The organism is Streptomyces sp. NRRL S-1022, from assembly GCF_000720135.1.
In the GTDB taxonomy this organism is placed as follows: domain Bacteria; phylum Actinomycetota; class Actinomycetes; order Streptomycetales; family Streptomycetaceae; genus Streptomyces.
In genome coordinates this window covers 105783-126921 of record NZ_JOIU01000008.1, presented here as the reverse complement: position 1 = coordinate 126921, position 21139 = coordinate 105783, and the positions used below count along the sequence as shown (strand labels likewise).

At 73.0% G+C, this 21139-nt stretch carries 15 protein-coding genes; 8 read left to right on the top strand and 7 right to left on the bottom strand.

Features of this window, described 5'->3' with window-relative positions:
- Positions 1 to 6: 6 nt before the first annotated feature.
- Positions 7 to 2961, top strand: a complete 2955-nt coding sequence (locus IG05_RS0111035; RefSeq protein WP_030341509.1) for an SUKH-4 family immunity protein — start codon at positions 7 to 9, stop codon at positions 2959 to 2961.
- A 192-nt stretch (positions 2962 to 3153) separates the two neighbouring features.
- A complete protein-coding gene (locus IG05_RS0111030; protein ID WP_030341507.1) occupies positions 3154 to 4041 on the top strand; it encodes a cellulose-binding protein in 888 nt (295 codons plus the stop codon).
- A gap of 7 nt (positions 4042 to 4048) precedes the next feature.
- On the opposite strand, the gene IG05_RS0111025 is transcribed toward IG05_RS0111030, so the two are convergent.
- The 3 genes from IG05_RS0111025 to IG05_RS0111015 all read right to left on the bottom strand — a co-directional run bounded on the left by IG05_RS0111025 (position 4049) and on the right by IG05_RS0111015 (position 7848).
- Complete coding sequence (locus IG05_RS0111025) at positions 4049 to 5629, bottom strand: cation acetate symporter (protein WP_030341506.1); 1581 nt, start codon at positions 5627 to 5629, stop codon at positions 4049 to 4051.
- Between the two features lie 50 nt (positions 5630 to 5679).
- The gene (locus tag IG05_RS0111020; RefSeq protein ID WP_030341504.1) at positions 5680 to 6132 is read right to left on the bottom strand and encodes a DUF485 domain-containing protein; all 453 of its coding nucleotides are present in this window, start codon (positions 6130 to 6132) and stop codon (positions 5680 to 5682) included.
- Positions 6133 to 6351: 219 nt separating this feature from the next.
- Positions 6352 to 7848, bottom strand: coding sequence for an MFS transporter (locus IG05_RS0111015; protein ID WP_030341503.1), 1497 nt, complete (start codon positions 7846 to 7848; stop codon positions 6352 to 6354).
- A 440-nt stretch (positions 7849 to 8288) separates the two neighbouring features.
- On the opposite strand from IG05_RS0111015, the gene IG05_RS0111010 reads away from it, so the two are divergent.
- Together IG05_RS0111010 and IG05_RS0111005 are read left to right on the top strand one after the other, a co-directional pair.
- A complete protein-coding gene (locus tag IG05_RS0111010; protein ID WP_030341501.1) occupies positions 8289 to 9077 on the top strand; it encodes an ABC transporter ATP-binding protein in 789 nt (262 codons plus the stop codon).
- Complete coding sequence (locus tag IG05_RS0111005; RefSeq protein ID WP_030341499.1) at positions 9074 to 11659, top strand: ABC transporter permease; 2586 nt, start codon at positions 9074 to 9076, stop codon at positions 11657 to 11659. The genes IG05_RS0111010 and IG05_RS0111005 overlap by 4 nt, the downstream gene beginning before the upstream one ends.
- Positions 11660 to 11784: 125 nt before the next feature.
- On the opposite strand, the gene IG05_RS0111000 is transcribed toward IG05_RS0111005, so the two are convergent.
- The gene (locus IG05_RS0111000; RefSeq protein ID WP_051789709.1) at positions 11785 to 12342 is read right to left on the bottom strand and encodes a phospholipase A2; all 558 of its coding nucleotides are present in this window, start codon (positions 12340 to 12342) and stop codon (positions 11785 to 11787) included.
- A gap of 285 nt (positions 12343 to 12627) precedes the next feature.
- On the opposite strand from IG05_RS0111000, the gene IG05_RS42070 reads away from it, so the two are divergent.
- The 3 genes from IG05_RS42070 (at position 12628) to IG05_RS0110985 (ending at position 17264) form a co-directional block, all read left to right on the top strand.
- Complete coding sequence (locus IG05_RS42070; protein ID WP_234335826.1) at positions 12628 to 12990, top strand: helix-turn-helix domain-containing protein; 363 nt, start codon at positions 12628 to 12630, stop codon at positions 12988 to 12990.
- A 330-nt stretch (positions 12991 to 13320) separates the two neighbouring features.
- On the top strand, positions 13321 to 16851 hold the full coding sequence (gene mfd, locus IG05_RS0110990) for a transcription-repair coupling factor (RefSeq protein WP_030341494.1): 3531 nt from the start codon (positions 13321 to 13323) through the stop codon (positions 16849 to 16851).
- A 53-nt stretch (positions 16852 to 16904) separates the two neighbouring features.
- Positions 16905 to 17264 (top strand): MerR family transcriptional regulator, encoded by a 360-nt coding sequence (locus IG05_RS0110985; protein WP_030341493.1) that lies wholly within the window; start codon positions 16905 to 16907, stop codon positions 17262 to 17264.
- Between the two features lie 438 nt (positions 17265 to 17702).
- Here IG05_RS0110985 and IG05_RS0110980 read toward each other — a convergent pair whose 3' ends face one another.
- Complete coding sequence (locus tag IG05_RS0110980; protein ID WP_030341491.1) at positions 17703 to 18464, bottom strand: SDR family NAD(P)-dependent oxidoreductase; 762 nt, start codon at positions 18462 to 18464, stop codon at positions 17703 to 17705.
- Positions 18465 to 18657: 193 nt separating this feature from the next.
- Here IG05_RS0110980 and IG05_RS0110975 point away from each other — a divergent pair, with 193 nt between their 5' ends.
- Complete coding sequence (locus IG05_RS0110975) at positions 18658 to 19374, top strand: HNH endonuclease family protein (RefSeq protein WP_030341489.1); 717 nt, start codon at positions 18658 to 18660, stop codon at positions 19372 to 19374.
- A 123-nt stretch (positions 19375 to 19497) separates the two neighbouring features.
- Here the strand turns inward: IG05_RS0110975 and IG05_RS0110970 are convergent, their stop codons facing one another.
- Positions 19498 to 20250: a hypothetical protein gene (locus tag IG05_RS0110970; RefSeq protein WP_030341488.1), complete on the bottom strand. Its 753-nt coding sequence runs from the start codon at positions 20248 to 20250 to the stop codon at positions 19498 to 19500.
- Between the two features lie 90 nt (positions 20251 to 20340).
- Positions 20341 to 21027, bottom strand: a complete 687-nt coding sequence (locus IG05_RS0110965; RefSeq protein WP_030341486.1) for a hypothetical protein — start codon at positions 21025 to 21027, stop codon at positions 20341 to 20343.
- Positions 21028 to 21139: the final 112 nt, after the last annotated feature.

Below are 21139 nucleotides of genomic sequence, written 5' to 3'. Positions count from 1 at the left end.
CGAGCGATGGTGACGTACGCGCAGGCGCAGGAGCGCGCCGAGGAGTGGATCAACGGCGATGTGCCCGCGTACCAGCACCGTGAGGTGCGGGTGCGGGAGTTCGAGCTGGGGTTCGTGGTGTGGGGCGAGGACCGGGCGGAGGGTCCGCGTTCGGACGCGGGCGGCCAGCGGCTGGTCATCGCCCGGGACAGCGGGGAGGCCACGCTGTGGCCGGCGCTGCCGGTGGGCGAGGTGGTCCGCCGGTACGAGGAGGAGTACGGGCGTGCACGGGAGCAGCAGGACGCGGTGCCGGCGCCCGCGGCGGCGCGGCTGGATCTGAACCAGACCTCGTTCCTGCTGACTCCTCCGGAGTGGCTGCAGGAGGCTGCGGACAAGCTGGGTGTGGGGGAGCGGCGTCCGGAGCCGGCTGCCGCTGAGGCGCCGGCTTCCTCCGGCGGGGGCGGGCCGGCCGAGACGCAGGCCGGGGTGCCGGCGGGGGCGCCCGTCGCGGCGGACGTGCCGGCGGGGGCGACGCCGTGGGCGGGTACCGACACGAACGCGGAAGCCGGTGACGAGGACCGTTCGGTACCGCTGCCGGCGACGGTGTTCGCACCGCCGCTGGGCGCTGCGGACGACGCGGCGCCGCGCCCGCAGGCGGCGGCGGACGCGCCGACGGCGCTGATGTCGGGCGGCAGCCGGCTGCCGCCGACGGCGGTCGTGCCGGCGCTCGACGTGCCGGGCGCCGGTCAGGACGGTACGCCCGCGCCGCCACCGGGCACGCCGGCGTACGGTCAGCCGCCGGCGGCGGGTGCCCCGGGCACCCCGCCGCACGGCGTGCCGCCGCACCCGCCGGCCGGCGCCCCGGCGTACGGCTATCCGCAGGGTGCTCCGGGGTACGGCTATCCGCAGGTGCCGGGCGGTGCGCCGCAGCCTCCGGAGGGACCGGGCGCGCCCGGGCGGCGGCTCGCGCCGAACGCCGGGGACATCGCGGACGCGGCGACGAGCAAGGCCGCGCCGCCGCCGAAGAAGGCGCGCGGGGGAGTGGGTGCGCCGCCGCCACCGCCTGGCGCCCCCGGCGCGCCGGGCGCGCGCCCGGGGCCGCCTGCACCGCCGCCCGCGGGCGGGTACGTGCCGACGCAACTCGTCTCGGCCCTCGGCCCGGAGGGCCCCGAGGACCAGGGCGGCCCGGAGGCGGCGCAGCCGCCGGGCACCGTGCACCACGCGGCCACGGTGCTGGCCGACCCCGGCCGGCTGGGCGGCCCTTCACCCCAGGGCCCCGCCACGGCGCCGGGTGCGCCGGGCGGTCCTGGCGCCCCGGGGATGCCGGGCGGGCCGGCGGCACCGGGTTCGCCGCAGCCTCCGGGGGCTCCGGGCGTGCAGGGTGCGGCGGGTGGTCCGGGTATGCCGAACGATTCGGGTGCCTTCGCGGCGCCGGGCGGGCCCCAGCCTCCGGGTGCCCCGGGGGTGCCGGGTGCGCAAGGTGCCCCGGGGGCGCCGCTACCTCCGGGTGCTCCTGGTGCCCCGGGAACGCCGAACCCGCCCGGCGCTCACGCGGGCCCGGGTGCTCCGGGCATGCCTCCCGTGCCGGGTGCTCCGCAGCCTCCGGGTGTCCCCGGTGCTCCGGGTGCGGCCGGTGGTCCGGGTGTGCCGAACCCTCCGGGTGCCCCCGCGGCCCCGGGCATGCCTCCCGCGCCGGGAGGGCCACAACCCCCGGCTGCCCCGGGCATGCCTCCCGCGCCGGGTGCTCCGCAGCCTCCTGGTGTGCCGAACCCCCCGGGTGTCCCCGGCGCGCCGCTTCCTCCGGGTGCCCCCGGTGCGGCGGCCGGTCCGGTGCCGCAGCCTCCCGGTGTGGGGAACTCCCCGCGCGGTGGGGTGCACCATGCCGAGACCGTGCTGGCCGCTCCTCCGGTGGGTGGGCCGGGCGCGCCTCCGCCGCCGCCCGCGCCCGGCACGCTCGGCGCGCCCGGTGTGCCGCCGGCGGGCGCGTACGGGTATCCGCAGCAGGGGCAGCCGACGGTCGGGCCGGGGTATCAGGCCGTGCTGCGTTATCGCGCGCAGGACGGGTCCGAGCAGCAGGTGATCCGGCGTTCGGCGCCGGGCACCCCGCACCCGGAGTGGCAGATCTTCCACGAGCTGCGGGCCATGAACGTGCCGCCGGACCAGGTGCTGGAGCTGCACACGGAGCTGGAGTCGTGCGCGCTGCCGGGTGCCTACTGCGCGCGGATGATCCGCGAGCAGTGGCCGCAGGCGCGGATCACGTCGATCGCCCCGTACGGCACGGACCACGCGAGCAGGCAGCAGGGCATGCTGCAGTTGCTGGCGCACCAGGGCGAGCTGCACCAGGTGGCGGACGGCCCCGCGCGGCCGGCGCCGGTGCGGGCGCCGCTGCCGCCGGTGCAGGCCGCGCCGCCGGTGCCGCCGGAGGGCATCGCGCAGGAGCTGGCCGCGGCGTTCGGTCCGGGCGTGTTCCGGTTCGAGCAGCAGGCGGTGTCCCGGCAGGGCGTGCCGCCGATCGTGGCGCACACCCTGGTCGTGGCGGGGCTGCCGCTGGACATGGGCCCGTTCTTCTGGGCGCAGGCGCAGCCGGGCCGCCCGGTGCCGACCCTGGCGGAGCTGGCGGCGGAGCGCGGGGTGCAGCCGGCGGCGGACGCGGGGTCGTACCTCGTGATGGGCAGTGACTTCGGCAAGGCGGTCTGTGTGCAGTACGGGACGGCGAACATCGTGGCCGTGCCGGTGGAGGCCGGGCCGGGCGGTGCGCCGGTGCCGCCGCAGTTCGTGAACTCCGGGCTGCCGGAGTTCGCGCGGTGCCTGGCGCTGCTGGGCCGGATGTGGCGGCTGAGGTACGGGCTGAACCAGGAGCAGGCGGGCCGCTGGACCGTCGACTTCCAGGCGCAGCTGGCCGCCCTGGACCCGGCGGCGCTCGGTTCGCCGGAGAGCTGGTGGTCGGTGCTGCTGGAGCAGATGTGGGACGGGCTGTTGTAGCCCGTCCGGTGCCCGCCGGCCGGGTGGGACCTCTTCGGGCCCTTCACGCGTGCGCGTGAAGGGCCCGACGTGTTGTGGGGGAAGGCCGTGACGTGACTGCGGAGTGTCGCGTTATGAACGCTCACGTCCGATCCATCAAGATATGCGCGAAATCATCCTGTCGTGCAGGTCCGGTGGAGAGGAGTCCCCAGGGTGAGCAGCGCATCGATGCCGCCGCACGGCTTCACGACCGTCCGGGGGCGTGGCTACCGCCCCGAGCAGGTCCACGCGTACCTGGAGGCGCTGTCCGACGACCGGGACGCCGCCTGGGAGCGGGCCGCCCGGCTGACCGTGCTCGCCAAGAACATGGAGGCGGAGGTCGCGGAGCTGCGCGAGGCCGTCGCCCAGCTCGGGCCGCAGACGTACGAGGCGCTCGGGGACCGTGCGCGGCGCGTGTACCGGCTCGCGCTGGAGGAGGCGGCGGACCTGCGGGAGCGGACGCGGCGCGCGGCCGAGGAGCAGGTCGCGCAGGCGGAGGCGGACGCCGGGCGGCTGGGCCGGGAGGCGCGAGAGGCGGCGGACGCGCTGCGTGCGGAGGCCGACGAACACGCCCGGCAGCGGCTGCTCGCCGCGCAGGCGGAGGCCGAGGAGATCCGCGTCGGCGCCCGGCAGGAGGTGAAGGCGCAGCGCGCCGAGACGCTCGCGGCCCTGCGCGAGACGCGCCGGCGTACCGTCGGGCTGCTCGCCGAGCACTCCCGGGAGCAGGCCGAACGCTGGACGGAGGCCGAACGCGCCGAGGCCCAGCAGCTGGCCGCGCTGGACGCCGGATACGCCGAACGGGTCGGCCGGGCCGAGGCGGCGCTGGCGGAGGCGGGGCAAGCCGTCGGGGAGGCGGAGGAGTACGCGCGCCGCTCCCAGGAGGAGGCGCGCGCGCGTGCCGCCGACATCCTCGCCGAGGCCCATGCGCGCGAGGAGCACATCGCTCAGGAGACCGAACGGGTGCTGCGCGAGCACGGCGAGATCTGGGACGACATGCAGGCGCACATGGACTCCGTACGCGACCGGCTCATCACCCTGACCGGCAGGGTGGCCAGGGAGTGACGCCGGGTCAGCCGCCCTTGCGGACCGCGCCCGCCAGGATGCGTCCCTCCACCGCCTCGTACTGGCGTCGCTGCCGTTGCGCCTCGGTGCGGCCGGACAGCACCGTGCCCAGCCAGCCGAAGAGGAAGCCGGCCGGGATGGAGACGATGCCGGTGGTGGTGAACGGGAACCAGTTGAAGTCGGCGTGCGGGAACGCCGACACGGGCGAGCCGGAGACGAGCTTGGTGCCCGGCATCAGCAGCAGCACGGTCAGCGAGCCCCCGATGAGCGTGCCCATCAGGCCGCTGCGGGTGTAGCGGCGCCAGAACAGGCCGTAGACCAGGGCGGGGGCGAGGGCGGAGGCGCCCAGGCAGAAGGAGAGCGTGACCAGGGGCTGCAGGCTGTGGTGCTGCACGAGGGTGGCCAGCAGGATCGTCGGTACGCCTATGGCGAGCGCCGAGACGCGGGCCAGGGTCATCTCGCGGCGGGCGGGCATCTCCTGCATCCGGGCCGCGAACACGTCGTGCGCGAGGGAGTTGGCGCACGCGAGGATCATCCCGGCCACCGAGGCGAGCAGGGTCAGGAAGATCGCGGTGGTGACCAGGATGAACAGGAAGGTCTCCGCCGTCGTCACGTCGGTGCCGAACACCGCGCGCGTGCCCAGCAGGTACGCCGTGTTGCCCTGCGGGTCGGCCGCCACGACCGCGGTGCGCCCCAGCAGGGCGGTGGCGCCGAACCCGACCACGGTGATGACGAGGACGAACAGGGCGACCAGGCTCACCGCCCAGGACATCGAGCGGCGCACCTGGCGGGCGCTGGAGGCGGTGTACATGCGCATGGTGATGTGCGGCAGGCAGGCGCCGCCGAGTACGACGGTCAGCTCGGTGGCGATCATGTCGACGCGGGAGCCGGGTGTGGTGCCGAACTGGAGCCCGGAGCGCAGGAAGGCCGGGCCGGCGTCGCTGCGCCGGGCGGCGGTGGTGAACAGGGCGCCCGGGTCCCAGCCGAAGCGGTGCAGGACCAGGGCGGCGACCAGGGCGCCGGAGCCCATCAGCAGCACGATCTTGACGATCTGGATGACGGCGGTGCCCTTCATGCCGCCGATCGCCGCGTAGGCGATCATGAGGGTGCCGAGTCCCGCGACGCATCCGGTCTTCAGGGACTCGCCCGTGAAGCCCAGGATGAACGCCATCAGCTGTCCGGTCCCGGCCAGTTGGACCAGCATCAGGGGCAGCAGCGCGGCGATGGTCACCGCGCACGTCGTGATGCGCACGCAGCGGCCCGGCAGCCGGCGGGCGAGCACGTCGCCCATGGTGAACCGGCCCGCGTTGCGCAGCGGTTCGGCCAGCAGGAACATCAGCAGCATCAGCGACAGCGCCGTGCTGAGGGCGAGGACGACACCGTCGTAGCCGCACAGGGCGATGACTCCGCCGGTGCCGAGGACGGTGGCGGCGGAGATGTAGTCGCCGGCGATGGCGAGGCCGTTGCGCAGCGGGGACAGGGAGCCGTAGCCGGTGTAGAACTCGTCGAGGTCGTCCCGGTCGGGGCCGGTGATCACGCACAGCAGCAGGGTGACGGTGGCGGCGGTGGAGAAGGCGACCAGGGACATGGCCTGGGCGGACGCGCTGAACCCGGTGAACGCCGGGCCGCCGGCGCCGCTCACCGGGCCGCTCCGCGCCGCGCGTCCAGCTCGGCGTGCCTGCGGATCCGCTCGGCGAGCGGGTCGACGTACCGGCGCGCGGTGTGCTCGTACAGGGCGATCGCCAGCCAGGTGACGGGGAGCTGGACGAGGGCGAGCAGCAGGCCTGCGGGGATGCCGTCGGCGACGGTGCGCGTCATGACGCCGGGTGCGTACGCCGACAGGACGAGGAAGAGGGTGAAGTAGCCCAGTGCGGTGAGGGTGGCGGTGCGGCGCTGCCACCGGTAGGCGCTGCGCAGCACCCGCAGGTCGCTGTGGTGGCCGAGCGGTTCGCGCTCCGGGGGGCGGGCCGGCCGGACCGGCTCGGGGGGCACGGCCGGCTGCCAGGGGTAGGTCGGGGACGACGGGTAGGGCGGCTGTGGCGGGCGTGGCGGTGGGGAGGAGTACGACGGGTGCGGCGGGTCGTAGGACATCCCGGGGCTCCTTGCGCGGCTCGGGTCCGTGGCGGCGGACCGCAGGGAGGTGGCTCGGGTCCCTTGCGGTGGACCGCAGGGAGGTGGGGGAGCTGAGCCACGCACGCTACTCGCGGAGCCGGCACCGCGCGGCGTTTTCACCGAACTGGCCGGTCGGTATGCGCTTTCCCGGCGGGAAACGTTCCCACCTGGGGTGTTACCCGCGTTAACCCGCCGGGTTCAGTCCTGGAGCACCGGGAACCGGCGGGGCGCCACCAGCAGCAGCACCACGAACGCCAGGGCCGCCGCGCCCGCCGCGCCGAGGTAGACCGCGTGGACCGCGTCGGCGATCGCCCGCCGGGTCGCCTCCGGGACCGTGCCGCCGTCCAGCGCGCGCGTGACCGAGTCCAGGTCGCCGGCCCCGCCCAGCCGGGCGGCCAGCACGCCGTTGGCGACGGCGCCGAACAGCGAGGCGCCGAGGGTCTGCCCGGTCTGCCGGCAGAACAGCACCGACGCGGTCGTGGTGCCCCGCTCCGACCAGCCCACGGTCGACTGCACCCCGACGATCAGCGGCAGCTGGAACAGCCCCAGCGCCCCACCCAGCAGCAGCATCAGCAGCGTCGGCTGCCACCAGGACCCGGGGTACGGCAGGAACGGGAACGCGCTCAGGATCAGCGCCGCCAGGCCGATGCCGAGCAGCGCGGTGTCCCGGAAGCCGATCCGCCGGTAGACGTGCTGGCTGAGCGCGGCCGTCGCCGGCCAGCTGAGCGTCCACACCGACAGCACGAACCCGGCGGCCACCGGTGCGAGTCCGAGCACCGACTGCGCGTACGTCGGCAGGAACACCGCCGGCGCCACCATCAGCAGCCCCAGCGCGCCCAGGGACAGATTGACGGCCGCGATCGTCCGGCGCCGCCACACCCACCCCGGGATGACCGGCTCCGCGGCCCGCCGCTCCACGGCCACCGTCACCCCGGCCAGCGCCAGGCCCGTGCCGAGGAGCGTCAGCGACGGCGCCGACAGCCACGGCCACGCCACCCCGCCCTGCACCAGCGCGGTCAGCAGCACCCCGCCGCACGCGAACACCGCGAGCGCGCCGGCCCAGTCCACGCGCGCGGGCTGCGCCCGCTCCCGCTGCGGTTCGTGCAGGTGACGGACGATCAGCCACAGGGCGGCGGCGCCGATCGGCAGGTTGATAAGGAAGATCCAGCGCCAGTCGGCGTAGGCGGCGAGCACCCCGCCGAGTCCGGGACCGGCCACCGCGGACACCGCCCACACCGTGGACAGCCTGGACTGGATCCTCGGGCGCTCCGCCAGCGGATACAGATCGGCGGCCAGCGTCTGCACCGTGCCCTGCAACGCCCCGCCGCCCAGGCCCTGCACGATCCGGAACGCGATCAGCGCCCCCATGTTCCAGGCCCCCGCGCACAGCAGCGACCCCAGCAGGAACACGGCCGCTCCCACCACCAGCACCGGCTTGCGGCCGAAGGTGTCGGAGAGCCTGCCGTAGACGGGGAGCGTGACGGTGACGGCGAGCAGGTAGCCGGAGAACAGCCACGAGAAGACGGAGAACCCGCCGAGGTCGCCGACGATCTGCGGTACGGCCGTGGAGACGGCGGTGGAGTCGAGCGCCGCCAGGGCCATCGACAGCATGAGCGCGGCGACCACCGCGCCCCGCCGTCCGGTGCCCTGGCGCCGGCCGGCTCCGCCGCGTATCGCCGGTGTCGTACTCCCCACCGCACACCCCTCCCGCGCCGCGGGCCATCCCGGTGGCCCCTGCACCCATGTCCGGGACGACAGCTTCCCACGGGGCGGCCGGCTTGACCCTGCCGCGGCGGGAGGGTGGAGGCTTGCCGCACCCGAGGGTGGAGAGGGAGCCGGGGGACGGCTCCACCCAACGGTGGAGCACCCCTAGGGGTTCCTCCGTAGCACGGCTCGGGGAGGGGTCGTCCCACCGGAGGACGAGCCGGGCCCGGCTCGCTCCTTACTCTGGCTTCACGCCGCTGGGGGGCGGCGGACCGCACCGGCGGGGGTGGGGTTTTCCCCCCGGAAAGACGGGGCTCCGCACCAGCGCGCGAGGCCCCCGCCGACCGCGAGACTCATCGACGTAACCCAGGACGACGCCCGGACCACCGGGACCTCGACCACGACCTGTCAACCGACATAGGAGACATACCGTGACATCGGCTGTGACCATTCCCAGGCACGGGGGCACTGGAGGGACTACGGCCGTTGCCGCGCGGGCGCGGCAGGTCGTGAAGGCGTACGGGTCCGGCGAGACCCGTGTCGTCGCCCTGGACCACGTCGACGTGGACATCGCCCGCGGCCGGTTCACCGCGATCATGGGCCCCTCCGGGTCCGGCAAGTCCACCCTGATGCACTGCCTCGCCGGCCTCGACACGGTGACGAGCGGTCAGATCCACCTGGCCGACACCGAGATCACCGGCCTGAAGGACAAGAAGCTCACCCAGCTGCGCCGGGACCGCATCGGCTTCATCTTCCAGGCGTTCAACCTGCTGCCCACGCTGAACGCGCTGGAGAACATCACGCTGCCCATGGACATCGCGGGCCGCAAGCCCGACCGGGCCTGGCTGGACCGCGTGGTGGAGACCGTCGGCCTCGCCGGACGCCTCAAGCACCGCCCCACCCAGCTCTCCGGCGGCCAGCAGCAGCGCGTCGCCGTGGCCCGCGCCCTCGCCGCCCGCCCGGAGATCATCTTCGGGGACGAGCCGACCGGAAACCTCGACTCGCGCGCGGGCGCCGAAGTCCTCGGCTTCCTGCGCCGCTCGGTGGACGAACTCGGCCAGACCATCGTCATGGTCACCCACGACCCGGTGGCCGCCTCCTACGCCGACCGCGTGCTCTACCTCGCCGACGGCCGGATCGTCGACGAGATGTACCAGCCGACGGCCGACCAGGTCCTGGACCGGATGAAGGACTTCGACTCCCGAGGGCGTACGTCATGACCGTCCTGAAGACCTCCATGCGCAACTTCCTCGCGCACAAGGGCCGCATGGCGCTGTCGGCGGTCGCGGTCCTGCTGTCGGTGGCCTTCGTGTGCGGCACGCTCGTGTTCACCGACACCATGAACACCACCTTCGACAAGCTGTTCCAGGCCACCTCCGCGGACGTGCAGGTCAGCGCCAAGGGTTCCTCCGACACCGGGCAGACCACCTCCCGCACCGGCAAACCGCCCGTGCTGCCCGCCTCCGTGGTCGGAAAGATCCGCGAGGCCCGGGGCGTGCGCTCGGCCGAGGGCACGGTGTTCTCCACCTCGGTGACGGTCGTCGACGCGGAGAAGGACAAGCTGTCGCCCAGCAGCGGCGCCCCCACCATCGTCGGCAGCTGGAACGGCAACGACGCCCGCACCATGGAGATCACCTCCGGTACGGCGCCCAAGGGCCCGGACCAGGTGATGGTCGACGCCGACACCGCCGACAAGCACCACCTGAAGCTCGGCGACGAGATCGGCGTGATCACGGCCGTCGGCACGCACCACGCGCGCGTGTCCGGCCTCGCCGCCTTCAAGGTCACCAACCCCGGCGCGGCCGTCTTCTACCTGGACACCGAGACCGCCCAGCGGACCCTCGTCGGCCGCACCGGCGTCTACACCGACGTCAACGTCACCGCCGCGCAGGGCGTGACCGACGCCCGGCTGAAGCGGCAGGTCCTCGCCGTCCTCGGGCACGACTACAAGGTGCAGACCGCCAAGGAGGTCGCCGACGCCAACCAGAAGGACGTCCAGAGCTTCCTGAACGTCATGAAGTACGCGATGCTCGGCTTCGCCGGGATCGCCTTCCTGGTCGGCATCTTCCTGATCATCAACACCTTCTCCATGCTGGTCGCCCAGCGCACCCGGGAGATCGGCCTGATGCGGGCCATCGGCTCCTCCCGCAAGCAGGTCAACCGGTCCGTGCTGGTGGAGGCGCTGCTGCTCGGTGTGCTCGGCTCCCTGCTCGGCGTCGGCGCGGGCATCGGCATCGCTGTCGGCCTGATGAAACTCATGGGCCGGATGGGCATGCACCTGTCCACCGACGACCTCACCGTCGCCTGGACCACCCCCGCGATCGGCCTGCTCCTCGGCGTGATCGTCACCGTCCTCGCCGCCTACCTGCCCGCCCGGCGCGCCGGCAAGGTCTCCCCGATGGCGGCCCTGCGCGACGCCGGCGCCCCGGCCGACGCCAAGGCCGGCGCCGTCCGGGCCGGCCTCGGACTGCTCCTCACCGCCGCCGGCGGCTGGAGCCTGTACGTCGCCGCCACCGCCGGCCAGGCCAAGACCGGCTCGGGCTGGCTGGGCGTCGGCGTGGTGCTCACCCTGATCGGCTTCGTCGTCATCGGACCGCTGCTGGCCGGCGGCCTGGTCCGGGTCCTCGGCGCGGTCCTGCTGCGGATCTTCGGGCCGGTCGGGCGGATGGCCGAGCGCAACGCGCTGCGCAACCCGCGCCGCACCGGTGCCACCGGCGCCGCCCTGATGATCGGCCTCGCCCTGGTGGCCTGCCTGTCGGTGGTCGGCTCCTCCATGGTGGCCTCGGCCACCGAACAGCTGGACAGGACCGTGGGGGCGGACTTCATCATCCGCAGCGACCAGGAGGACGGGCTCGTCGCCCGGCAGGCGGTGCAGGCCGTCAAGGAGACCCCGGGCCTGAAGCGGGTCACCGAGTACAAGTGGACGGAGGCCGCCTTCACCACCCCGGACGGCAAGCGGCTGCCGAACAGGACCATCATGGCCGTCGACCCGGCCTACGCGACCGACGTCCGCACCGAGACCGTGGCCGGCGAGGTGAAGGACGCCTACCGGATCGACTCCATGTCGGTGCCCGAGAAGTTCGCGAAGGACCACGGCGTCCGGCTCGGTTCCACGATCACCGTCGCCTACGAGGGCGGCCGCACCGCCCGCCTGACGGTCCGGGCGATCACCCGCAGCGACACGCTCATCGACTCGGGTGCGGTGTACACCTCCATCGCCACGCTCGCGAAGTACGTCCCGGCCGGCCGGATGCCGCTCGACGAGATGGTCCTGGCCACCGCCGAGGACGGACGGCAGGCCGCCGCCTACAAGGCGCTCAAGGCCGCGCTGCACGACGACTTCCCGCAGCTGACCGTGCGCGACCAGACCGACTACAAGCAGGACCTGAAGGACCAGATCGGCCAGCTGCTCAACATGATCTACGGCCTGCTGGCCCTCGCGATCATCGTCGCGATCCTCGGTGTGGTGAACACCCTGGCCCTGTCGGTGGTCGAGCGGACCCGGGAGATCGGCCTCATGCGGGCCGTCGGCCTCTCCCGCCGCCAGCTGCGCCGCATGATCCGCCTGGAGTCCGTGGTGATCGCCGTCTTCGGCGCCCTGCTCGGCCTCGGCCTCGGCATGGGCTGGGGCGCGACCGCCCAGAAGCTCCTCGCCCTGGAGGGACTGAAGATCCTGGAGATCCCCTGGCCGACGATCACCGGCGTCTTCATCGGCTCGGCCCTCGTGGGCCTGTTCGCGGCCCTGGTGCCGGCGTTCCGGGCGGCGCGGATGAACGTGCTGAACGCCATCGCCACCGACTAGGCACCGGCTCCCGGCGGTCCGGCCCGGACCGCCGGGGAAGCCGGACGGCGGGGCGCGGAGTCACTCTCCGCGCCCCGCCGTCCTCATGCGGTGGGGGCCGGTGGGGGCCGGCGGGTGCCGGTGGCTCAGCCGGCGGCGCTGACCGCGCCGTAGTACTTCTCCGCGGTCTTGCGGCAGGCCGCCCTCAGCCGCTTGCGCTCCGAGGCCGGCAGCGGGTCCGCCCACGGCTTGTAGTCGCACGCGCTGTACAGGTCCCTCAGGAGGGCCTTGTCGACGCGCTTCTTGTGGCCGTTCTTCTTGAAGTAGTAATTGCCGATCAGGCCCTTGTAGTTGCGGTAGCCGAAGTCGTGCCGCCAGCACGCCATCTTGAAGTCGTAGCCACCGGGCAGGGTGTCCGGGGAGTCCGTGCAGTAATCGGTCTTCCAGTTGAACTTGTACTTCTCGATCGCCTGCTTGTGGGCCATGTGCTGGTTCATGGCGTCGAGCCACCTGCCCGTCGAGGCGTTGGAATCCTCGGTGAGATTCTTCAGCTTCGAGAGCTTCTGCGCCTTCGTGAGCGAGGCGGTCACCGAGGGAGAAACGGATCCGCCGGGTGCGGAATCGGCCAGCGCGGGCGCGGCGCCGACGGCGAGAACGGCACCCGAAAGGGCGATGGCGGACAGTGTGGTGCGCAACTTGGTCAAAACTCTTTTCCTTTCCCGTGGAGGACGGCGGTGAGCATGGCATGTCCGTACCGGGCGGGCAATCTCCTTTCTGCCTGGAGCGGCCCGAGGAGGAATCGGAACGTATAGTTCCAAGGTGCTGAGCTGGATGTATAGATTTCGGCTGGCCGCTATACCACTCTCGCTATATGCCGTGGGTGAAGTAATGCGGACGCGGGGATTCCGGATATTGTCCGCAGGGGATGACCAAGCTCAGATCTTGCTCAAACAGAGGTCCCGCGTGGCCGGTTCGCGGCTAGTCTTTGCGTGGACATCTGGGCCGATATGCATCGGCATCGAGCGATCCGGGAGTCAGAGGTGCAGCGTCATCGACGGGGGATGATCTGGACGTGTGCCGAACACGGGGAAATTCCCGACGAGAAACTGGAGCAAGCGGTGGGACGGGCCGTCCGGGAATGCCGTGGAAGAACCGGAATGACCCAGACGCAGCTGGCGGAACTCTCCGGGTTGACCCAGGCGGCGATCTCCCGGCTGGAACACGGGAAATGCATGCCGACTTTCGCCTTGCTGGAACGGATCGCCGGGGCCTTCGGTTCGGCCCTGCTCGTCTCCGTCGAACCGGGACGCGGGGTGACGGTCGCCTTCCCGGGCAGCGGCGAAGCGGCCTGACGGCGGCCTGACGGCGGCACGGGGGGGCGACTCGGCGGCGCCCGGCCGCACGGAGGGAGCACCCGGCCGCACGGAGGGAGCACCCGGGGCCGCCTTGCTCACCGTCCGGCCGGGCCGGCGGGGGGCTGGGCCGGGGCCGTCCCGTGGCCGCCGACGGGCCGTCGTGTCGTCCGCCCGTCCGGTGTGGGTTCCGGCGCGGCGGGGGCACCCGGGTTCTCGCCGATGTCGGCCGCGCACCGCGTCGTCGCCGTCGGCGTCGTAGGCTGGGCAGCCCCGGCCCGTGAGACGTGTCGGGCTGTCTGCGTTGCCCCTGCCCGGATGGAAGCCCTCATGAGCCTGCACGGTCTGCTCGACGCCGTAGTCAAGGACCCCGCCCTCGCGGAAGCGATTCAGGCGGCGGCGGACGGCAACCGCCCGCACGTCGACCTCGTCGGCCCCCCGGCCGCCCGCCCCTTCGCGGTCGCCGCCCTGGCCCGAGAGGCCGGCCGCCCGGTGCTCGCGGTCACCGCGACCGGCCGGGAGGCCGAGGACCTGGCCGCCGCCCTGCGCTCCCTGCTGCCCGAACACGGCGTCGTGGAGTACCCCTCCTGGGAGACCCTCCCGCACGAGCGGCTCAGCCCCCGCAGCGACACCGTCGGCCGCCGCCTCGCCGTCCTGCGCCGCCTGGCCCACCCCCGCCCCGACGACCCCGAGACCGGCCCGGTCTCCGTCGTCGTGGCGCCTGTGCGTTCCGTGCTCCAGCCGCAGGTCAAGGGCCTGGGCGACCTGGAGCCGGTGGCCCTGAGGACCGGCCAGAGCGCGGACCTGAACGCCGTGGTCGAAGCCCTCGCCGCGGCGGCGTACGCGCGCGTGGAGCTGGTCGAGAAGCGCGGCGAGTTCGCCGTACGCGGCGGCATCCTGGACGTCTTCCCGCCCACCGAGGAACACCCCCTGCGCATCGAGTTCTGGGGCGACGACGTCGAGGAGATCCGTTACTTCAAGGTCGCCGACCAGCGCTCCCTGGAGGTCGCCGAGCACGGCCTGTGGGCGCCGCCGTGCCGCGAGCTGCTGCTCACCGACGACGTCCGCGCCCGCGCGCGTGCCCTCGCCGAGCAGCACCCGGAGCTGGGCGAGCTCCTGAACAAGATCGCCGAGGGCATCGCGGTCGAGGGCATGGAGTCCCTCGCGCCGGTCCTCGTGGACGACATGGAGCTGCTGCTCGACGTACTCCCCAAGGGCGCGATGGCCGTCGTCTGCGACCCCGAGCGGGTCCGCACCCGCGCCGCCGACCTCGTCGCCACCAGCCAGGAGTTCCTCCAGGCCTCCTGGGCGGCCACCGCCGGCGGCGGCGAGGCCCCGATCGACGTCGGCGCCGCCTCCCTGTGGTCCATCGCCGACGTCCGCGACCGCGCGCGCGAGCTGGACCTCATGTGGTGGTCGGTGTCGCCGTTCGCGGCGGACCTCGAACCGGAGGCCGACACCCTCAAGCTCGGCATGCACGCCCCCGAGTCCTACCGCGGCGACACCGCGCGGGCCCTCGCCGACACCAAGGGCTGGCTCGCCGACGGCTGGCGCGCGGTGTTCGTCACCGAGGGCCACGGCCCGGCCGCCCGCACCGTCGAGGTGCTCGGCGGGGAGGGCATCGCCGCCCGCATGGACGCCGACCTCGGCGAACTGAGCCCCTCCGTGGTGCACGTCTCCTGCGGCTCGATCGAGTACGGCTTCGTGGACCCGGCGCTCAGACTCGCCGTGCTCACCGAGACCGACCTGTCCGGGCAGCGCACCGCCACCCGCGACGGCGCCCGGATGCCGGCCCGCCGCCGCAAGACCATCGACCCGCTCACCCTGGAGCCGGGCGACTACATCGTCCACGAGCAGCACGGCGTCGGCCGCTACATCGAGATGGTGCAGCGCACCGTCCAGGGCGCCACCCGTGAGTACCTGGTCGTGGAGTACGCGCCCGCCAAGCGCGGCCAGCCCGGCGACCGCCTCTACATCCCGACCGACCAGCTGGAGCAGATCACCAAGTACGTCGGCGGCGAGGCGCCCACCCTGCACCGTCTCGGCGGCGCGGACTGGACCAAGACCAAGGCCCGAGCGAAGAAGGCCGTCAAGGAGATCGCCGCCGACCTGATCAAGCTGTACAGCGCGCGCATGGCCGCCCCCGGCCACGCCTTCGGCGCCGACACCCCCTGGCAGCGCGAGCTGGAGGACGCCTTCCCCTACGCGGAGACCCCCGACCAGCTCACCACCATCGCCGAGGTCAAGGAGGACATGGAGAAGACGGTCCCCATGGACCGCCTGGTCTGCGGCGACGTCGGCTACGGCAAGACGGAGATCGCCGTCCGGGCCGCCTTCAAGGCCGTACAGGACGGCAAGCAGGTCGCCGTCCTCGTCCCCACGACCCTGCTGGTGCAGCAGCACTTCGGCACGTTCTCCGAGCGGTACGGGCAGTTCCCGGTCAACGTGCGGGCGCTGTCCCGCTTCCAGACCGACACCGAGGCCAAGGCCGTCCTGGAGGGCCTGAAGGAGGGCTCGGTGGACGTCGTCATCGGCACCCACCGCCTGTTCTCCTCCGAGACCAAGTTCAAGGACCTCGGCCTGGTCATCGTCGACGAGGAGCAGCGCTTCGGCGTCGAGCACAAGGAGCAGCTGAAGAAGCTCCGCGCCAACGTCGACGTCCTGACGATGTCCGCGACCCCGATCCCGCGAACCCTGGAGATGGCGGTCACCGGCATCCGCGAGATGTCCACGATCACCACGCCCCCGGAGGAGCGCCACCCGGTGCTGACCTTCGTCGGGCCGTACGAGGAGCGGCAGATCGGCGCCGCCGTCCGCCGCGAACTGCTGCGCGAGGGCCAGGTCTTCTACATCCACAACCGGGTCGAGTCCATCGACCGCGCGGCGGCCCGCCTGCGCGAGATCGTCCCCGAGGCGCGCATCGCCACCGCTCACGGCCAGATGTCCGAGGCCGCCCTGGAGCAGGTCGTGGTCGACTTCTGGGAGAAGAAGTTCGACGTGTTGGTGTCGACCACGATCGTGGAGTCCGGCATCGACATCTCCAACGCCAACACCCTGATCGTGGAACGCGGTGACACCTTCGGCCTGTCCCAGCTGCACCAGCTGCGCGGCCGGGTCGGCCGCGGCCGCGAGCGCGGCTACGCCTACTTCCTGTACCCGCCGGAGAAGCCGCTGACCGAGACCGCCCACGAGCGCCTGGCGACCATCGCCCAGCACACCGAGATGGGCGCGGGCATGTACGTGGCGATGAAGGACCTGGAGATCCGCGGCGCGGGCAACCTGCTCGGCGGCGAGCAGTCCGGGCACATCGCGGGCGTCGGCTTCGACCTGTACGTCCGCATGGTCGGCGAGGCCGTCGCCGACTACCGGCGCCAGCTGGAGACCGGCGAGATCGAGGAGGAGGCGCCGCTCGACGTCAAGATCGAGCTGCCCGTCGACGCGCACGTCCCGCACGACTACGCCCCCGGCGAGCGCCTGCGTCTCCAGGCCTACCGGGCCATCGCCTCCGCCAACAGCGAGGAGGACATCAAGGCCGTCCGCGAGGAACTCACCGACCGCTACGGCAAGCTGCCCGAGCCGGTGGAGAACCTGCTGCTGGTGGCCGGCCTGCGGATGCTCGCGCGGGCGTGCGGTGTGGGCGAGATCGTCCTTCAGGGCACCAATATCCGTTTCGCCCCGGTGGAGTTGCGCGAGTCGCAGGAGCTGCGGCTCAAGCGTCTCTACCCCGGCACGGTCGTCAAGACCGCCGCGCACCAGGTGCTGGTCCCGCGCCCGAAGACCGCCAAGGTGGGCGGCAAGCCGCTGATCAACCGCGAACTGCTGTCCTGGGTCGGCGAGTTCCTCACCTCGATCCTGGGCTAGGGGCGAGCGGCCGGTGCAGGGGGACGGGGACTGGGGCGGGTACGGGGGCGCGCGTGCGGATCGGTGAGCTGGCCGAGGCCACCGGGACGACCCCGCGCGCCCTGCGCCACTACGAGCAGGCGGGGCTGATCACCTCCGCGCGTGCCGCGAACGGCTACCGCACGTACGACCCCGGTGCGGTGGTCCGGGTCCGCAACATCCGCCGGCTGCTGGGAGCGGGCCTCACCCTGGACGACGTACGGGTGTTCCTGCCCTGCCTGGACGGCGACGTCACCGAGGGTCCCGCCTCCGCCGGGGCGCTGAAGGTCGCCCGCGACCGGCTGGCCGTGCTGGACGCCCGCATCGCGGCCCAGACGGCGATACGCGACCGCCTGGCGACGGCCCTGCGGGAGGCGCACGACCAGACGCCCTAGCGGACCGGGCGCCTTGAGCGGACCGGGTCCCTGAGCCGACAGGACCTTTGAGCGGGCCCGGTTCCCGCACGGGGCCGGGTCCTGGGGCGGGCCGGGCGCCTTGAGCGGACCGGGTCCTTGAACGGGCCGGGTCCCTGAGCCGACAGGACCTTTGAGCGGGCCCGGTTCCCGCGCGGGCCGGGTTCTTGAGCGGGCCGGGCGCCTTGAGTGAGCCGGGTGCCCGCGGCGGGGACGGTCCCCGCGCGGGCCGGGTCCTGAGCCGACAGGACCTTTGAGCGGGCCCGGTTCCCGCACGGGCCCGGTTCCCGCACGGGCCCGGTTCCCGCACGGGCCCGGTTCCCGCACGGGCCCGGTTCCCGTGCGGGCCGGGTACTTGGGTGAGCCGGGTGCCCGCGCGGGCCGGATCCCTGGGCGGGCCGGGGTCCTGAGGGGTGGCGGTCAGGCGATCACCGCTCCGCCGTCCACCGGCAGCACCGCGCCCGTCACGAAGGACGCCTGCGGGGAGGCGAGCCCGGTGATGGCCCAGGCGACCTCCTCGGGGCGGCCGATCCGGCCGAGCGGGGTGTGGGCGAGCTGCCACCGGCGGAGCGCCGCGCGCTGCTCGGGGCCGAAGCCGGAGTGGTCGGTGATCGGTGTCTCGATCGCGCCCGGGGCCACGGCGACCACCCGGACGCCGTGCGGCGCCAGCTCCACCGCCCAGCTGCGGGTCAGCACCTCCAGGGCCGCCTTGCCCGCCGCGTACAGGGAGTTGCCGGGCCAGGCCCGCTGGCCCACCGAGGTCGTCACGTTCACCACCACGCCCCGGCTTCGCGTCAGCGCGGGCAGCGCGGCCTGGGTGAGCAGCACGGGCGCGAGCAGGTTGGTCTCCAGCAACGGCCGTACCGACGCGCGGGTGTAGTCCCGCAGGGAGTCGGTGGTGACGACGGCGGCGTTGTTGACGAGCACGTCGATGCGGCCGTACCGCTCCAGTGCGGCCCGTACGACGGTCGCGGGCCCGTCCTCGGCGGTCACGTCGGCGGGCAGCGGTGTGATGCCGGGGTGGCCCTCGGCGGTCTCGGCCAGGGGCGCGGCCCGGCGGCCGATGGCGACGACCCGGGCGCCCTCGGCGGCGAACGCACGCACGGTGGCACGGCCGATGCCGGTACCGGCGCCGGTCACGAGGACGGTACGGGGGCCCTGGGGGGTGCTGTTCTCGCTCATGCCGGGATCGTCGGACCCTGACGCCGGTGGCAAGGTCAAGCCGACGGGCGGGAAACCTGCCGAACCGGGCCCGACTTGTCCGCTCATGGCCCCTTTACGCCCCATCTCGCGGGCGGCGAAGGGCGGTTACCGTGGTGAGCGGAACGATCCGCCCGCGCCGGAGGGCGGACCAGGTGAGCGAGGGGGACGTACCGTGACGCGTCTGAGGGTCGGAGCGGTCACCGCCGTAACCGTGCTGGTCGCCGTGGCCGGCTGCAAGGACGAGCAGAACGCCGGGACGTCCGGGCCCGAGCGGACCGGGCGCGGGGGCGCGGCCCTGACCGCGGCCGAGTCACTGACCGTCAAGGGCCGCGCGCCGAAGACCGGTTACTCCCGGGCCCGGTTCGGCACCGCCTGGGCCGACACCGACTCCAACTCCTGCGACACCCGCGACGACATCCTCAAACGCGACCTGGAGAAGGTCAGGTTCACCGGCGGCAGCTGCAAGGTCTCCTACGGCCTGCTGGAGCACGACCCGTACTCCGGCAAGGAGATCACCTACCGGCGCGGCCGCAGCCAGGTCGACATCGACCACGTCGTCGCCCTGTCCGACGCCTGGCAGAAGGGCGCCAAGTACTGGGACCCCGGCAAGCGGATAGCGCTGGCCAACGACCCCCTCAACCTCCTCGCCGTCGACGCGAGCACCAACCGCGGCAAGGGGGACGGAGACGCGGCCACCTGGCTCCCGCCCAACAAGCGCTACCGGTGCACGTATGTCGCCGCCCAGGTCGCGGTCAAGAAGAAGTACGGCCTGTGGGTCACCGCCGCCGAACAGGCGGCCATGAAGAAGGTCCTCGCCGGCTGCCCGGACCAGAAGCTGCCCACCGGCGGCAACCCGACCCGGGCACCCGAGCGCTTCCGGGCCCGGTGACCCACCCGGCGACCGAGTGAACCGGCGACCGCGTGAACCGGTGTCCGCGTAGGCCGGTGTCCAACGTCTGGGCGCGGCACCCGCTGTGACCGTGCGCCGGGCCCGGCGCACGGTCACCGGTTCCTACAGCGCGTCCAGGTCGATGATCTTCCCCGCCGGCTTCTGCGCCGGGACCGGCTTGCCGTACTCCACGAACGACAGGTGCTCCGGCTTCTTCGTGCCGGACACGATGTCGACCCGCAGCAGGTACGGCTTGCCCTCGGTCGCCACGTACGCCGTGTAGCGCTCCTTGCCGTCCTTCTCGTGCAGGGCGATCGCGGGGACGCCGTCGATCCGCGTGGTCTTCCCGCGGGTGGTGCCCGCCGAGTCCCCGTCGCTCACGTCACCGAGCACCGAGTTCAGGTCGCAGAAGCTCGCGAGGTCCTTGGCGTCCTGGCCCTTCATGGCCATCTTGGTCCACTTCCCGGCCAGCATGTCCACCGCCGCGTCGGTGTCCTCCTTGGACTCGCCCTCGCTCTGTGCGCGCAGGAACTCCTCGTCGTACTTCATGTAGACGCTGCTGCCGGTCCTGATCAGGTCGGCCTTGCCCTGGCCGTTCATGCTGAGCGTGCCGGCGCACTCGCCCTTGCCGTTGAGCGCCATGTCGAGGTCGATGGTGCCCTTGCTCTCGTCGTCGTCGATCCGGCCCTTCAGCCGCACGGACGGGGCACCCGTGGTCGCCTTCAGTGCGCGCTCGGTGATCTGGCCGCCGCTCAGTCCGGCGAACGGGCCCTTCGGCTTGCTGTCCGCCGAGTCCTGCCCCGACTGGCAGCCGGTGGTGAGTCCCGCGGTGGCCGCGGCGGCGAGACAGAGGGCGGCAAGAGCGGTACGACGCATGACGGTTCCTTGCTGAGAGAAGTGAGTGAGCGGAGTGGTCGAGAGAGGTGGCTGGGAGGGGCGGGTGAGAGGAGCGGGTGGGAGAAGGAGTCAGGCCTTCTTCCAGTCGCCGCAGCCGTTCGTCTTGAAGTAGGCGTCCGACGGGCTGATGGTGACGACGGCCGTCCCCTTGACGTTGTTGTTGGCGATGATCGAGTCCAGGCCGTGACCGGCGTCCTTCACGCGCTCCCAGTAGCAGCCGTCGTCCGTGTTCCCGGCCGACCGGTAGGTGCCCGGCGCGATGTCGGTGCCGACCTTGTACATGCCCCCGTCGCCGTCCATCGAGGAACCGGGCGTGCCCTTGGCCTTCGGGTCCACGGCCTCCCAGCCCTCGCAGCCGTGGGACTTGAAGAGCTTGTCGGTGGGCTTGATGGTCACGTAACTCGTGCCGCTGACGTTGTCGTTGGCGAGCATGGAGTCCAGTTCGCCGGAGGCGTCCTTGGCGCGCTCCCAGTAGCACAGGCCGTCGGTGTTCCCGGCCGTGCGGTACGTCCCCGGCTGCACGTCGGTGCCGACCCGGTAGTCGCCGTCGCCCCCGAACGCGGCCTTCTTCCCGGCCGCCCCGGCGCCACCGGAGTCCTTCGTGCCCCCGGACTCGTGCCCGGCCGAGGCCGAGGAGCCCTTGTGGCCGGTGCCGGACACGCCGTCCTTGCCGTCGTTTCCGGCGTTCGCGGACACGGCGCCGATGACGACGAGCCCGACGACCGCACCGAACGCGACCTTGGCCTTCATACCCATGGCGAACCCCTCCCCGAGTGTTGCGGCCTCCCCCTCCGGTGGCCGCTGTTCGCTGGGTCAATAAGAACAGAGCATGTGAACCGAGTCAACACGGTTCACATGATGAGTCGAG